We start from the raw sequence: 15,180 nt of genomic DNA, 5'->3' as shown, positions 1-15,180 counted from the left end.
TCGCGCAACAGCGGCTTACGTAGTCGAAGGGCCCCGCTTCTTTAAGAAGTGGGGCCTCACGCGTACTGCGGCACCCGGTAGTCGGACCCGTCGTTCTCCCGGACGAGGAGGCCGTCCGTGACGCAGTAGCGGCGCAGCGCCGCCGTGTCGTCGTGGACCGTACGCAGCGCCTCGTTGACCTCGCGCTCGCTGTAGGTGCGCTCGGCGTCGAAGAGGGTGCCCGTGAGGTGCACCAGGAGTTCGTGCCGGACGGCGGGCCGTACCGGTATGGCCGTCAGCCTGCCCCGGGAGAAGAATCCCGTGAGGTGGCGCGGAACGCCCGTGGTGGGCTCGGGGAGCCTGTGGTGGCGGAAGATCTCGGGCCCCGCCCGCAACGAGCCGTCGTCGAGGCGCTCGACGAGGCCGGCGCCGATCAGCCTGCCGAGGTGCTTGCGGGCCACCGGGGAGTCGGCCTCGCGCGGCGGGAGGTCGTCGAGGACGATGCGCGCGTAAAGCCTGAGTCGTTCGGGGTCGGCGAGCGCCGACATGAGCTGATCCACAGGGTGCCTCCCGGCAGGGTCACGGACGGGCAGTCTCACCCGCCGGAAGGACTTTGCGCACCCCAATAATGATTAAGGTCCCTAACGCCCCCGCAGCTCGCGGTACTTCGCGACCAGCGCCTTCGTCGACGTGTCGAGCCCCGGCACGTCCGCGCCCTCGGTGAGCGCCGGCTCCACCCGCTTGGCGAGCACCTTGCCGAGTTCGACGCCCCACTGGTCGAAGGAGTCGATGTTCCAGACGGCGCCCTGCACGAACACCTTGTGCTCGTAGAGGGCGACCAACTGGCCGAGCACGGACGGCGTGAGGTCCTTCGCGAGGATCGTGGTCGTCGGGTGGTTGCCCTTGAACGTCTTGTGCGGCACCAGCTCCTCGGGCACCCCCTCGGCGCGCACCTCGTCGGGCGTCTTGCCGAACGCGAGCGCCTGGGTCTGCGCGAAGAAGTTGGCCATGAGGAGGTCGTGCTGGGCGACGAGCCCCGGCAGCAGATCGGCGACGGGCTCCGCGAAGCCGATGAAGTCCGCCGGGATCAACTTCGTTCCCTGGTGGATGAGTTGGTAGTAGGCGTGCTGCCCGTTCGTGCCCGGCGTGCCCCACACCACGGGACCGGTCTGCCAGCGGACCTCCTCGCCGTTGCGCTGCACGTACTTGCCGTTCGACTCCATGTCGAGCTGCTGGAGGTACGCCGTGAACTTGGAGAGGTAGTGCGAGTACGGCAGCACGGCGTGCGACTGGGCGTCGTGGAAGTTGCCGTACCAGATGCCCAACAGGCCCATCAGCAGAGGGACGTTGGACTCGGCGGGTGCCGTGCGGAAGTGCTCGTCGACGAGGTGGAATCCGTCGAGCATCTCGCGGAAGCGGTCGGGACCGATCGCGATCATCAGCGCCAGGCCGATCGCGGAGTCGTACGAATAACGTCCGCCGACCCAGTCCCAGAACTCGAACATGTTGGCCGTGTCGATGCCGAACTCCGACACCTTCTCGGCGTTCGTCGAAAGCGCCACGAAGTGCTTGGCGACGGCTTCCTGACCGGCCCTCAGCTCGGTGAGCAGCCAGTTGCGCGCGGACGTCGCGTTGGTGATCGTCTCGATCGTGGTGAAGGTCTTCGAGGCGATGACGAACAGCGTCTCGGCCGGGTCCAGGTCCCGTACGGCCTCGTGCAGATCGGCCCCGTCGACGTTCGACACGAAGCGGACGGTGAGGTCGCGGTCGGCGAAGGAGCGCAGCACCTCGTACGCCATCGCGGGCCCGAGGTCGGAGCCGCCGATGCCGATGTTGACGACGTTCCTGATCCGCTTGCCCGTGTGCCCGGTCCACTCCCCCGACCTGACCCGGTCGGCGAAGGCGGCCATCTTGTCGAGCACGGCGTGCACGCCCGGCACCACGTTCTCACCGTCGACCTCGATCACCGCGTCACGCGGAGCACGCAGCGCGGTGTGCAGGACGGCCCGGTCCTCGGTCGTATTGATCTTCTCGCCGCGGAACATGGCGTCGCGCAGGCCGAACACATCGGTCGCGGCGGCCAGCTCGCGCAGCAGCCGCAGCGTCTCGCCGGTGACCAGGTGCTTGGAGTAGTCGACGTGCAGGTCACCGACCCGCAGCGTCCAGTCGGACCCGCGCGCGGGATCGGCCTCGAACAACTCCCGCAGCTGTACATCGCCCAGCTGTTCCCGGTGCTTGGCGAGCGCCTGCCATTCGGGCGTCTGGGTGAGTGCTGCCTGCTTGTCGGACGCGTTCATCTCGAACTTCAGCCTTCTCTCGTACCTGCGTACGTACGGTGCCCCGCTGCTCCCGTCCAACCTAATTGATCAGGGTGAATCGGGCCTTTCCGCAGCCACACGAAAGAGGTACGAGAAAGGGCCGGGCACCTTCTCAAGTGCCCGGCCCTTTTCGGTCGGTCAGATCTCGCCCCGCAGTTTCGCGAGCGCCTCGGCGAGGATGGCCTCGCCGTCCGCGTCGCTGCGCCGCTCGCGCACGTAGGCCAGATGCGTCTTGTACGGCTCCGTACGCGGCGGGTCCGGCGGGTTGTCCCGGTCCTGCCCGGCAGGGAAGCCGCAGCGCGGACAGTCCCAGGTCTCCGGCACCTGCGCGTCGGAGGCGAAGCTCGGCTGCGTCTCGTGCCCGTTCGAGCACCAGAAGGAGATGCGCAGGCGCGGCGCGGACTCGCCGCGCTCGGCCTCGCCCATCGGCCCCGCCCCGACCCGACTTCCTCGGATCGCGTTGCCACTTGCCACGGTCGTAACTCCCTGCGTGATGGTGCCGCGAAGCGTGTCGGCGTTCGCGCTTCGCCGCGGAGCGCCTCAGTCTACGTAAGGCCCAACGCGCGTCCAGTGCTTGGAGTTACATCGCTCCCCAGACGCAAGCCCCATGATAGGCCGCGTTGTTGAGCGCGTACCGAACATGGGGCTTTACGTGGGAGATATGCGGTTGTGCTGGGCCGGCCCGAAGGGTCGGGGCCCAAAAGTCAGTTGTTGATCTTCATCAGAATGCCGAGCACCACGATGCACGCGAACCACAGGAGACCGATCACGATCGTGATCCGGTCGAGGTTCCGCTCGGCGACCGAGGAGCCACCGACCGAGGACTGCATGCCGCCACCGAACATGTCGGAGAGGCCGCCACCCTTTCCCTTGTGCATCAGCACCAGGAGCATCAGCAGCAGGCTGAAGACGATCAGGGCGATCGAGAACCCCATAACCACGGCTGGACCAACTTCCTCGGAACTTTTCGGACGACGGGGCCGAAGCTCGGTGATGAGCCTCGGCCCCGCCAGGGTACGACGTATGGCGGCTAGCGCCTACTCGCTGCTCGTGTCACTGCTCGTGGAAGCGGACGATCTTGACGAACTCGTCGGCGTCCAGCGAGGCGCCGCCGATGAGCGCGCCGTCGATGTCGGGCTTGGACATGATCTCCGCGACGTTGCCGGACTTCACCGAGCCGCCGTACTGGATGCGGATCTTGTCGGCGACGTCCTGCGAGTACAGCTCGGCGAGCTTGCCGCGGATGGCCGCGCAGACCTCCTGCGCGTCGTCGGCGCCGCACACCTTGCCGGTGCCGATGGCCCACACGGGCTCGTACGCGACCACGATGGTCTCGGCCTGCTCGGCGGGGATGTCCTTGAGGCCGCCCTCGACCTGGGCGAGCGTGTGGGAGACGTGGTTGCCCGCCTCGCGGACGTCCAGCTCCTCACCGACGCACAGGATCGGCGTCAGGCCGTGCTTGTACGCGGCCTTCACCTTGCCGTTGACGATCTCGTCCGTCTCGTCGTGGTACTGGCGGCGCTCCGAGTGGCCGATCGCCACGAAGGTGCACTTGAGCTTGGCGAGCATCGGGCCGGAGATCTCACCGGTGTACGCGCCGGAGTCGTGCGCCGAGAGGTCCTGGGCGCCGTACTTGATCTTGAGCTTGTCGCCGTCGACCAGCGTCTGCACGGAGCGCAGGTCGGTGAACGGCGGAAGGACGGCGACCTCGACGGAGTCGTAGTCCTTGTCCGCGAGAGCGAAGGCGAGCTTCTGGACGTGCGCGATGGCCTCGAGGTGGTTGAGGTTCATCTTCCAGTTGCCCGCCATCAGCGGCGTGCGGCCCTGTACGGGAGCAGTCATGCGGGGTCAGTCCTCCAGTGCGGCGAGACCGGGCAGCGTCTTGCCCTCGAGGTACTCGAGGGAGGCGCCACCGCCGGTCGAGATGTGGCCGAATGCCTTCTCGTCGAAGCCCAGGGTACGGACCGCCGCGGCGGAGTCTCCGCCACCCACCACGGTGAAGCCGGGAGCGTCGATGAGGGCCTGGGCGACCGCCTTGGTGCCCTCGGCGTAGTCGGGGTGCTCGAAGACGCCCATCGGGCCGTTCCAGAACACGGTCTCGGCGTCGGCGAGCTTCGAGGCGTACAGCTTGCGGGTCTCGGGGCCGATGTCCAGGCCCTCCTGGTCGGCCGGGATGGCGTCCGCGGCGACGGTGGTGGGGTTGGCCGGCGCCTTGGTCTTCAGGTCGGGGAACTCCGCCGAGACCAGGACGTCGACCGGGAGCACGAGCTCCACGCCGTTCTTCTCGGCGCGCTCCATGTACTCGGTGACGGTCGGGATCTGGTCCTCCTGGAGGAGCGAGATACCGACCTCGTAGCCCTTGGCCTTGAGGAAGGTGTACGCCATGCCGCCGCCGATGAGGAGGCGGTCGGCCTTGCCGAGCAGCTGGTCGATGACGGCCAGCTTGTCGGAGACCTTGGCGCCGCCGAGCGCGACCACGTAGGGGCGCTTCACGTCGTCGGTGAGCTTCTTCAGGACGCCGACCTCGGTGGCGATGAGGTAGCCCGCGTAGTGCGGCAGCTTCTTCGGGAGGTCGTACACGGAGGCGTGCTTGCGGTGCACGGCGCCGAAACCGTCGCCTACGTAGACGTCGGCAAGGTTCGCGAGCTGCTCGGCGAAGTCGCCGCGCTCGGCGTCGTCCTTGCTCGTCTCGCCGGCGTTGAAGCGCAGGTTCTCGATGACGGCGACCTGGCCGGGCTCCAGGCCGTCCACGGCCTCGTTGGCCGCGGGGCCGACCGTGTCCTGGGCGAACGCGACCGGCTTGCCCAGCAGCTCACCGAGGCGCTCGGCGGCGGGCAGCAGGGAGAACTGCGGGTCCGGGGCGCCCTTCGGACGGCCCAGGTGGGAGGCGACGATCACCTTGGCGCCCTTGTCGGCCAGGGCCTTGACGGTGGGCAGGACGGCGCGGATGCGGCCGTCGTCGGTGATGAGGCCGTCGGCCAGCGGCACGTTGAGGTCGGCGCGGACGAACACCCGCTTCCCGTCGACCCCTTCGGCGAGAAGTTCCTCAATCGTCTTCATGGATGGGCTCCTTGAGAGGGCTGGTCGTGCACGTTCTTGAAGGCGAGCCTTGAAGGCTGAACCATGGCGGCTGACGCGCGAAGGGTCCGGACTGTCGCGCGGCATCGCGCGGGTCCGGACCCTTCGCTCACATCTGAGTGCCTTGCTGCTCCAGAACCTTAGAGGTTCAGAGCTGGCCGCCGACGAAGACCGTGAGGTCGACGAGACGGTTGGAGTAGCCCCACTCGTTGTCGTACCAGCCGAGGATCTTCACCGAGTTGCCCTCCTGGACCATGGTCAGGGAGGAGTCGAAGGTGCAGGAGGCCGGCTCGCCGACGATGTCCGAGGACACGATCGGGTCCTCGGTGTAGTACAGGATGCCCTTGAGTTCGCCGTCCGCGGCCTTCTTGAACGCGGCGTTGACCTCTTCCTTGGTGGTCTCGCGCTGCAGCTCCACGACCAGGTCGGTGGCCGAGCCGGTCGGGACCGGGACGCGCATCGCGATGCCGTCGAGCTTGCCCTTGAGCTGCGGCAGGACCAGGGCGGTGGCCTTGGCGGCGCCCGTCGTGGTCGGGATGATGTTCTCCGCGGCGGCACGCGCGCGACGCAGGTCGCTGTGCGGGAAGTCCAGGATGCGCTGGTCGTTCGTGTACGCGTGAACCGTCGTCATCAGGCCACGGTTGATGCCGAAGTTCTCGTCGAGAACCTTCGCCATCGGCGCCACACAGTTGGTGGTGCACGACGCGTTGGAGATGACGTGGTGGTTCGCCGGGTCGTACTGGTCCTGGTTGACGCCCATCACGATGGTGATGTCCTCTTCCTTGGCCGGAGCCGAGATGAGGACCTTCTTGGCGCCGCCGGCGATGTGCTTCTCGGCGTCGGCCTTCTTCGTGAAGATGCCCGTGGACTCGATCACGATGTCGACACCCAGCTGGCCCCACGGAATGTCGGCGGGGTTGCGCTCGGACAGCACCTTGATGGTGTGGCCGTCGACCGTGATGGTGTCCTCCGTGTGCGACACCTCGGCCTTGAGTCGGCCCAGGATGGTGTCGTACTTCAGGAGGTGTGCGGTGGTCGCGGTGTCACCCAGGTCGTTGACAGCCACGATCTCGATGTCTGCACCCTGGTCAAGGAGGGCGCGGAAATAATTGCGACCGATGCGGCCAAAGCCGTTGATGCCTACGCGGATCGTCACGAACCGATCTCCTCGTTGGTACGCCGGAGTATCGACGCCGGCGAGATTTATTTGGGATGTCCCCGACCGCCTCCGACCCTACCTCCCATAAGCGCTTGGGGTGACATCGAGCGACTCCATGCAGGACACAGCGACCCGTACTCGTGAGTAACGTACGGGTCGCCGTGTATTTCGCGGGTAATTCAGACCCCGATCAGTCGCTAATTGAGCGCAGGGCCTTTCTGATGAGCGCATTTCGATCGGCTGTCGCGGTGACATGTTCCAGACCGAATCCGAGGAGCACGGTGTCCGGCGTGCTGATCGCCCCGTAGGTCGTGAACAGGTCCTTGGCGAGCGCCCAGTCCTTCACAGCGGGCGGGCTGCCCGCGGGCGGCCCGGGGACGCTCCAGACGCCCAGGGACGTCTCGAAGCCCTCGGTCTCGGTGGCCTGTCCCCCGATGACGACGGAGGCGTTGTCGGCGCGCACGCCCTCGCCTCCGGTGCCGGGGTCGCTCACGTAACTCAGGGACACCTCGACGGACTTGCCGGCGTAGGCGCTCAGGTCGTACGTGACCGTCTTCCAGTCGTCCGAGGAGCCGGTGAGGCTGTTCCACTGGCCGGAGGTGCCGGAGTTGCCGCAGGCGGTGCCGCCCGGTGTCAGGTAGCGGGTGAGCGCCGGGTGGTCCTCGAGGAAGAAGCCGGCCTCGCACTCGGTGGGCACCTTGTTCGAGGTCAGGCCGTCCTTGTCCGGCAGGGTCGTCCAGTCCTCCGCACCGGTCGTGTGCGCCTCCAGGAGCACGTGGTCGTAGCCCGGTTCGGTGTCCCACAGGAGCTGCATCCGCAGGGTCGGCTGCTGGGCCGCGGTGACCCCGGTGAGGTCGATGGTGCGGGTCAGACGCTTGTACGCGTCGTCCGTGTGGACGGCGGCCGCCATGCCCGCGCCTTCGTACTGGCCGGCTCCCGCGCTCTTGAACTGCGGCAGCGTCGCGGAGGTCGCCTCGTACAGGCCCGCGCCGTTCAGCGGGTTGCCGGGGGCGTCGCCGAGGGACGCGGCGACGCCGTCGAGGGCGCCCGAGCCGTCGAAGCGGGTCGCCACAGGTGCGGCCGTGCGCGAGTAGGCGCCCAGGTAGTACTGGCTGAAGTCGTTCGTCGTGGTGTCGCCGATGTCGACGGAGCCGCCCGCCTTCTCGCCGGCCTCGACGAGCTTGCCGCCCTCGTTCAGGTAGTCGCGGATGGCGAGTTGGGTGGCGAGGGCCGGACGGTCGGCGCTCGTGTAGTGGACGACCGCCTTGAAGTGGCCGAGGACGGCGAGGGGGTCGGGAGCGCCCTGCTTCGCGACGTTCCAGACGACCGGGGAGCGGCCCGCCGCCTTGAGCGCCGCTACGTAGGCGGCCGATTGGACACCTGCGGCGTCGTTCTCCGCGACGACAAGTGTGTCGCCCTTGTCGCGCGCCGCGACGGTGTAGGTGAAGGGCTCGCTACTTGTGCGCTTTCCGGATTTCGTCCGTCCCGTGAACCACACCTCTACCTTGTCGCCGACATCGGCGTCCTCGACCTTCGCCCTATAGGCGTCGAAGTGCAGATTGTCTTCGCCGCCGTAGGTCTCGCCGCCCTTCCAGGCGCGCAATTCCTCATCGTGCGAACGGCCGCCATTGACGCGGTAGTTCAGCTCCTTGTCCCGCACGGACTTCCGTGCGATCACGGAGACTTCCTGGTCACCGCCGCGGGCGTACGAAGTCGTGAACTTCGCCGGGGTGAAGTCGGGCGCCTCCATGCCGACCGAGGACGACGGCTGGTCCGGGTGCGAGGCGGTCTCGGCGACCGACATCGCGAAGGGGATGTTCTTCTGGAACTCGGCCTGGATGAGCTTCTCGTCGTCCGGGAACGTGAAGACCGACGCGCAGTCCGCGGCGTTCCACGCATCGTTCGGGTCGACGTTCGAGGCGGTCTGGCAGGTGCTCATCTCGGGCGTGAACATCGAGACGCCGTTGACGTTGCCCGCGTGCCCGTCGGCCTCGCCGTTCGTCGTGTACAGCTCCGAGGAGACCTGCGGGTGGTAGCCGGGGATCGCGGACTTCTCCGGGGTGCCGGCGAGCGCCTTGTAGAGCACGTCGTCCGGGGTCGGTGTGGCGACCTGCCAGCCCACTCCGTAGAGCAGCAGTTCGGCGGCCGAGTGGTAGTTGATGGCGTAGTCGAAGCCGACGCGCTTCTCGAAGGCGTCGAGGGCCTTGGTCTCCGGCTCGGAGTTCGGACTCGCGCCGCGGTAGGTCTGGTTGGCGGGTTCGGGGGACGAACCCTCGTCGTCGTAGCCCCACTTGTAGGCGAAGTTGCGGTTGAGGTCGACGCCGTCGCCGGTGGTGTACTTGCCGTCGCCGTTGTTGTCGCGCATGTTCTTGCGCCACTGGCGGTTGGCCGCGTCCTTGAACGTCCAGTCGTAGCCGTCGGGGTTGGCGGAGAGGACGAACCACATCTCCGTGGAGTCGACGAGCTTCTTGACGCGCGCGTCCTTGGAGTAGTTGTCCACGTAGTGGTGCATCAGGCGGCGGGTCATCTCCGGGGTGATCCACTCGCGCGCGTGCTGGTTCGACATGTAGAGCACGGACGGCTTCGCGCCGTCCTTGACCTTCTTGGCGCCCTTGCTGAGCTTGAGCGCGAGGATGTCCTGGCCCTGGAGCGTCTTGCCGATGGAGACGACCTTGGTGAGGTCGGGGTGCTCCTGGCCGGTGCGGAGGATCTCCTCCTGGAGGCCGCCCTTGCCGCTGTACGGGCGGAAGACGCCGTCGCCCGCGGCCTTCACGCGCGACGCGGCCTTGGCGGTCAGCTTGTGCTCGGTGAGCTCGACGCCCTTCTTACGAAGGCCGTCCGCCTGCTTGTCGGTGAGGTAGACCTCGACCTTCGAAGTGCCCTTGTCGGGCGCCTGCTCGCCGAGTTCGTGGCCGTCCTGGCCGGCCTGGAGGAGCAGCGGTATCTGCTCCTTCGACACCTCGGCGCGGAACACCTTGACGGCGTCCGCGCCTGAACTCTCCTTGGCCGTGCCGTCGTCCGCGTGGGCGACGGGCGCCAGTGCGGCGCCTCCCACCCCCAGAACCAGCGCTCCGACAGCGAGGATCGATCTCGCTCTTCGTCCCGCGCCCGGTCCCGCTCTTCGACCCGCTCTTCGACCCGCTCTTCGACCCACTCTTCGACGCATGAGCCCCCCTTGCAGTTGTCTGCCACGGTTGTGGCGTGATGCCGCAGAAGCGAACAAGCGCCAGAATCGTGACAGTTCATGGTCAAGTCAAGGGGGCGTCCAAGGGGGCATCAACTCCCGTTCGCGGACGCGGAAAAGCCGGTGGCGGCGCCCGGGATCGGGCGCCGCCACCGGCTTTTCGGAGCTGTCGTGCGAATCAGCCCGCCATGTTCTCCGCGAGGCTCTCCGCCATCTCCTCCGTCATGTCGTCCGCCATCTCCTCCGTGATGTTGGACTCCGTGCCGGGGATGCCGAGGTCCTGGGCCCGCTTGTCCGCCATGGCCAGCAGGCGGCGGATGCGGCCCGCGACGGCGTCCTTGGTCAGCGGCGGGTCCGCGAGCGCGCCCAGCTCCTCCAGGGAGGCCTGCTTGTGCTCCATGCGCAGCCGGCCCGCCGCGGCGAGGTGCTCGGGCACGTCGTCGGCGAGGATCTCCAGGGCGCGCTGCACCCGGGCGCCGGCCGCGACCGCGGCGCGGGCGGAGCGGCGCAGGTTCGCGTCGTCGAAGTTCGCGAGGCGGTTCGCCGTGGCGCGGACCTCGCGGCGCATCCGCCGCTCCTCCCAGGCGAGCACCGACTCGTGCGCTCCCATGCGGGTGAGCAGGGCGCCGATCGCGTCGCCGTCGCGCACCACCACGCGGTCCACGCCACGCACCTCACGGGCCTTGCCCGCGATCTGCAGCCTGCGAGCGGCGCCGACCAGGGCGAGCGCCGCCTCCGGCCCCGGGCACGTCACCTCGAGCGAGCTGGAGCGCCCTGGCTCGGTGAGCGAGCCGTGCGCAAGGAACGCGCCACGCCAGGCCGCCTCGGCGTCGCAGGTGGCCCCCGAGACCACCTGCGGCGGCAGGCCCCGGATCGGACGGCCGCGGCCGTCCACCAGGCCCGTCTGGCGGGCCAGCTGGTCGCCGCCCGCCACCACTCGTACAACGAACCGGGAGCCGCGGCGCAGCCCGCCGGGCGCCATCACGATCAGCTCCGAGCTGTGCCCGAAGATCTCGAGAATGTCCCGCTTGAGCCGCCGTGCGGCCATCGCGGTGTCCAGCTCCGCCTCGATCACGATGCGGCCGCTCACCAGGTGAAGGCCGCCCGCAAACCGCAGAATGGCCGAGACCTCGGCCTTCCTGCAGCAGGTCCGGGTGACGGGAAGCCGGGAGATCTCGTCCTTCACCGCTGCCGTCATCGCCATGGGCCGATCCTTCCATGCATCCGAAAAATACGGTCGTACGCGGCGGCCAACAGCTCCGGGTCGTGCCGCGGAGTTCCGTCGGGCCTGGCCACCGGCGCCAGCTCGACCGCGGCACCGAAACGCTCCTTGGCGGCTTCGGTGAGGGACTCACGATCGGGCACGGCGGCCTCGTCGGCCAGCACCACGTCCAGGGCGAGTTTAGGTGCGTGTCGTCCCAAAACTTCCAAATGACGCTGCGGGGAGAACCCCTCAGTTTCTCCGGGTTGCGGCGCGAGGTTCAGCGAGAGGACCTTGCGGGCCTTCGTCTCGACCAGCGCGTCGAGCAACTCCGGGACCAGCAGGTGCGGAATCACGGAGGAGAACCAGGAGCCCGGGCCCAGCACCACCCAGTCCGCGTCGAGCACCGCGGCGACCGCTTCGGGGACGGCCGGCGGGTCGTGCGGCACCACGTGGACGGACTGGACCTCGCCGCGGGTCAGCGCGACCGTGGCCTGACCGCGCACCGTCTCGATGTCGTCCGGGCGTGTCGGATCGTGCCCCTTCACCAGTGCCTGGAGTTCCAGCGGGACGGCGGACATGGGCAGCACACGGCCCTGCGCGCCGAGCAGCTTGCCGACCAGGTCCAGGGCCTGCACATGGTCGCCGAGCTGCTCCCACAGGGCGACGATCAGCAGATTGCCGACCGCGTGCTCGTGCAGCTCGCCCTTGGACTGGAAGCGGTGCTGGATGACGCGGGCCCAGGTCTGGCCCCAGTCGTCGTCCCCGCACAGGGCCGCGAGGGCCTTGCGCAGATCGCCGGGCGGCAGCACGCCCAGTTCGTCGCGCAGGCGGCCGCTGGAGCCCCCGTCGTCGGCGACCGTGACGACGGCGGTGAGGTTGTTCGTGATGCGTCGCAGCGCGGCCAGGGACGCCGACAGGCCCATGCCGCCGCCCAGGGCCACCACCTTCGGGGTGGTGCCCTTGCCGGGCCTCACCGGCGAGGTCCTGCGGCGGATCCTGCTGGTGAGCCGCAGGGTACGTCCCGTCATTCCCGTCCCATGTCACGGTGGACGACCACGGTCTCCACGCCCTGCGCGGCGAGGCGGGCGGCGAGCTTCTCCGAGGTCGCGACGGAGCGGTGCTTGCCGCCCGTACAGCCGACGGCGATCGTCACGTAGCGCTTGCCCTCACGGCGGTAGCCCGCGGCGATCAGCTGGAGCAGCTCGGTGTAGCGGTCGAGGAACTCCTTGGCGCTTGGCTGCGAGAAGACGTAGTTCGACACCTCTTCGTTGAGCCCGGTGAAGGGGCGCAGCTCGGGGACCCAGTGCGGGTTCGGCAGGAAGCGCATGTCGACCACGAGGTCGGCGTCGACCGGCAGGCCGTACTTGAAGCCGAACGACATGACGGTGGCCCGCAGCTCGGGCTCCTCCTCGCCGGCGAACTGGGCGTCCATCTTGGCGCGCAGTTCGTGGACATTGAGGCTGGAGGTGTCGATGACCAGGTCCGCGTCGCCCCGCAGCTCGCGCAGCAGCTCGCGCTCGGCGTCGATGCCGTCGACGATGCGGCCGTCGCCCTGGAGGGGGTGCGGGCGGCGCACGGACTCGAAGCGGCGCACCAGGGCCTCGTCGGAGGACTCCAGGAAGACGATGCGCCGCGTGACGTGCTTGGCCTCCAGGTCCGCGAGGGACTGCCGGAGGTTGTCGAAGAAGCGTCGTCCCCGTACGTCGACGACGACCGCGATCCGCGCCACGTTGCCCTGCGAGCGGGCGCCGAGCTCCACCATGGTGGGGATCAGCGCGGGCGGCAGGTTGTCGACGACGAACCAGCCGAGGTCCTCCAGGCACTTCGCCGCCGTGGAGCGGCCCGCGCCCGACATCCCGGAGATGATCACGAGCTCGGGGATGGCGGCGTCGGGGACGCCCGGCGCCTCCGCGGTCTTGCCGGCTCCCGCCGCGGTGTCCTGGTCCGCGCCTGGTTCCGTACCTGGTTCTGTCCCTGATCCGGTGCCCGTGCTCACTTGTGCTCCGTGCTGTGGTTGCGGCTGTTCCTGTGCTGCGGGGCCCTGTGGCGTGCCGCTGGTGTCGCTGCTCTCGTGGTCCTGCTCGCTCATGACTCCTGCCCCCGTCGTTCCTCCGGGGCTCCCGCGCTGACGGGGTCCCCGCCGGTCGGCACGTCCGTCGTGCCGTCCTCGTCTTCCATGATCTCTCCGGTGGCCGTGTTCACCGCGGGCGCGGCGGGCGCCGCCTTGGCGAAGGCCACCACGATGGCCTCCGCCGTCTTGCGGCCTATGCCGGGGACCTCGCAGATCTGGTCGATGGTGGCGGCCCGCAGCCGCTTCACCGACCCGAAGTGCTTGAGCAGTGCCTGCTTGCGCGAGTCCCCGAGCCCCTGCACCTCGTCCAGCGGGCCCGCCCTGAAGCGCTTGGCCCGCTTGCTGCGCTGGTAGGTGATCGCGAAGCGGTGCGCCTCGTCACGGACGCGCTGGAGCAGATAGAGCCCCTCGCTGGTCCGGGGAAGGACCACGGGGTCCTCCTCGTCCGGCACCCAGACCTCTTCGAGGCGCTTGGCGAGGCCGCACACCGCGATGTCGTCGATGCCGAGCTCGTCCAGGGCCCGCTTGGCCGCCGCGACCTGCGGCTGCCCGCCGTCGACCACCACGAGCTGCGGCGGGTAGGCGAACTTCTTGGGCCGGCCGTCGTCCTCCGTGAGGCGCGACTCCTCGACCGCCGTCTCCTCACCCGCGTCCGGCTCCTCGTCCGACCAGTCGCGGGACTTCTCCTGAGCGGCGAGGTAGCGCTTGAAGCGGCGTGTGATGACCTCGTGCATGGACCGGACGTCGTCCTGTCCCTCGAAGCCCTTGATCTCGAAGCGGCGGTACTCGCTCTTGCGGGCGAGACCGTCCTCGAAGACGACCATGGAGGCCACGACGTCGTCGCCCTGGAGGTGCGAGATGTCGTAGCACTCGATGCGCAGCGGAGCGCTGTCCAGGTCGAGCGCGCCGGCGATCTCCTCCAGCGCGCGCGAGCGCGTGGTGAGGTCGGAGGCGCGCTTCGTCTTGTGCAGGACGAGCGATTGCTGCGCGTTCCTGTGGACCGTCTCCATGAGCGCCTTCTTGTCGCCCCGCTGCGGGATGCGCAACGACACGTTCGCCCCGCGGCGCTCCGTGAGCCAGGCCTGGACGGGCTCCAGGGGGTCGGGCAGCGCGGGGACGAGGACCTCCTTGGGGACGGCGTCCCCGGTCTCCTCCCCGTAGAGCTGCTGCAGCGCGTGCTCGACGAGGTCACCGCTGGTGACCGCCTCGACCTTGTCGGTGACCCAGCCGCGCTGGCCGCGCACGCGTCCGCCGCGCACGTGGAAGATCTGGACGGCCGCCTCCAGCTCGTCCTCGGCCAGGGCGATCAGGTCGGCGTCGGTGGCGTCGGTGAGGACGACCGCGCTCTTCTCCATGGCCTTCTTGAGCGCCTCGATGTCGTCGCGCAGGCGGGCCGCCCGCTCGTACTCCATCTCGTCGGCGGCCGCGGCCATGTCCTTCTCCAGGCGCCTGATGTACGTCCCCGTACGCCCCGCCATGAAGTCGCAGAATTCCTCGGCCAGTTCGCGGTGCTCCTCGGGCGTGACGCGGCCCACACAGGGCGCCGAGCACTTGCCGATGTAGCCGAGCAGGCAGGGGCGGCCGGTGCGCTCCGCGTTCTTGAACACGCCCTTGGAGCACGTGCGTACCGGGAAGACGCGCAGGAGCAGGTCCACGGTGTCGCGGATCGCCCACGCGTGCCCGTACGGACCGAAGTAGCGCACGCCCTTCTTCTTCTGGCCGCGCATCACCTGGACCCGCGGGAAGTCCTCGTTCATCGTCACCGCGAGGTACGGGTAGCTCTTGTCGTCGCGGTACTTGACGTTGAACCGGGGGTCGTACTCCTTGATCCAGGAGTACTCCAGCTGCAGCGCCTCGACCTCCGTGGACACCACCGTCCACTCCACGGACGCGGCCGTGGTGACCATCGTGCGCGTGCGGGGGTGCAGGTTCGCCAGGTCCTGGAAGTAGTTCGCCAGGCGCTGGCGCAGGCTTTTCGCCTTCCCGACGTAGATCACCCGGCGGTGCTCGTCGCGGAACCTGTACACCCCGGGAGAGTCGGGGATCTGTCCCGGCTTGGGGCGGTAGCTGGAGGGGTCGGCCATGTCAGACACCCTACTGGCGGTGTGTGACAGTTCGGGGTGCCCGGCGGCGGTGGCGCCCGGCACCCCGAAGTCTTGTCGGGGGCGGGGCGGCACGCTTCAATGC

At 68.7% G+C, this 15,180-nt stretch carries 12 protein-coding genes; all 12 read right to left on the bottom strand.

What is annotated here, in order from left to right:
* Positions 1-56: 56 nt before the first annotated feature.
* The 12 genes from ACOKM3_RS30640 to uvrC all read right to left on the bottom strand — a co-directional run bounded on the left by ACOKM3_RS30640 (position 57) and on the right by uvrC (position 15,077).
* Positions 57-278 (bottom strand): DUF2087 domain-containing protein, encoded by a 222-nt coding sequence (locus tag ACOKM3_RS30640; protein WP_266725553.1) that lies wholly within the window; start codon positions 276-278, stop codon positions 57-59.
* A 342-nt stretch (positions 279-620) separates the two neighbouring features.
* Positions 621-2,276, bottom strand: coding sequence for a glucose-6-phosphate isomerase (gene pgi / locus ACOKM3_RS30635; RefSeq protein ID WP_426904246.1), 1,656 nt, complete (start codon positions 2,274-2,276; stop codon positions 621-623).
* A gap of 159 nt (positions 2,277-2,435) precedes the next feature.
* Positions 2,436-2,771, bottom strand: a complete 336-nt coding sequence (locus ACOKM3_RS30630) for an RNA polymerase-binding protein RbpA (RefSeq protein WP_003976875.1) — start codon at positions 2,769-2,771, stop codon at positions 2,436-2,438.
* A gap of 230 nt (positions 2,772-3,001) precedes the next feature.
* Complete coding sequence (gene secG / locus ACOKM3_RS30625) at positions 3,002-3,232, bottom strand: preprotein translocase subunit SecG (protein ID WP_018533286.1); 231 nt, start codon at positions 3,230-3,232, stop codon at positions 3,002-3,004.
* Positions 3,233-3,350: 118 nt separating this feature from the next.
* Positions 3,351-4,106: a triose-phosphate isomerase gene (gene tpiA / locus ACOKM3_RS30620; RefSeq protein ID WP_426906941.1), complete on the bottom strand. Its 756-nt coding sequence runs from the start codon at positions 4,104-4,106 to the stop codon at positions 3,351-3,353.
* A 39-nt stretch (positions 4,107-4,145) separates the two neighbouring features.
* The gene (locus ACOKM3_RS30615; protein ID WP_426904245.1) at positions 4,146-5,357 is read right to left on the bottom strand and encodes a phosphoglycerate kinase; all 1,212 of its coding nucleotides are present in this window, start codon (positions 5,355-5,357) and stop codon (positions 4,146-4,148) included.
* Positions 5,358-5,523: 166 nt separating this feature from the next.
* Positions 5,524-6,531, bottom strand: coding sequence for a type I glyceraldehyde-3-phosphate dehydrogenase (gene gap, locus ACOKM3_RS30610; RefSeq protein ID WP_426904244.1), 1,008 nt, complete (start codon positions 6,529-6,531; stop codon positions 5,524-5,526).
* 193 nt (positions 6,532-6,724) lie between these two features.
* Positions 6,725-9,700 carry a M14 family metallopeptidase gene (locus ACOKM3_RS30605; protein ID WP_426904243.1) on the bottom strand — a complete coding sequence of 992 codons (2,976 nt, stop codon included), beginning with the start codon at positions 9,698-9,700 and terminating at the stop codon, positions 6,725-6,727.
* A 196-nt stretch (positions 9,701-9,896) separates the two neighbouring features.
* Positions 9,897-10,922: a DNA-binding protein WhiA gene (gene whiA, locus ACOKM3_RS30600; RefSeq protein WP_426904242.1), complete on the bottom strand. Its 1,026-nt coding sequence runs from the start codon at positions 10,920-10,922 to the stop codon at positions 9,897-9,899.
* On the bottom strand, positions 10,913-11,950 hold the full coding sequence (locus tag ACOKM3_RS30595) for a gluconeogenesis factor YvcK family protein (protein ID WP_426904241.1): 1,038 nt from the start codon (positions 11,948-11,950) through the stop codon (positions 10,913-10,915). Before ACOKM3_RS30595 ends, whiA begins: the two co-directional genes overlap by 10 nt.
* Positions 11,947-13,011, bottom strand: coding sequence for an RNase adapter RapZ (rapZ, locus tag ACOKM3_RS30590; RefSeq protein WP_426904240.1), 1,065 nt, complete (start codon positions 13,009-13,011; stop codon positions 11,947-11,949). Before rapZ ends, ACOKM3_RS30595 begins: the two co-directional genes overlap by 4 nt.
* Positions 13,008-15,077, bottom strand: a complete 2,070-nt coding sequence (uvrC, locus tag ACOKM3_RS30585) for an excinuclease ABC subunit UvrC (RefSeq protein ID WP_426904239.1) — start codon at positions 15,075-15,077, stop codon at positions 13,008-13,010. The genes rapZ and uvrC overlap by 4 nt, the downstream gene beginning before the upstream one ends.
* Between the last annotated feature and the right edge of the window lie 103 nt (positions 15,078-15,180).

Origin of the sequence: Streptomyces nidicola (assembly GCF_050106155.1) — a bacterium.
In the GTDB taxonomy this organism is placed as follows: domain Bacteria; phylum Actinomycetota; class Actinomycetes; order Streptomycetales; family Streptomycetaceae; genus Streptomyces.
The sequence above is the reverse complement of the archived record's forward strand: the minus strand, read 5'-3'. Positions and strand labels throughout refer to the sequence as shown.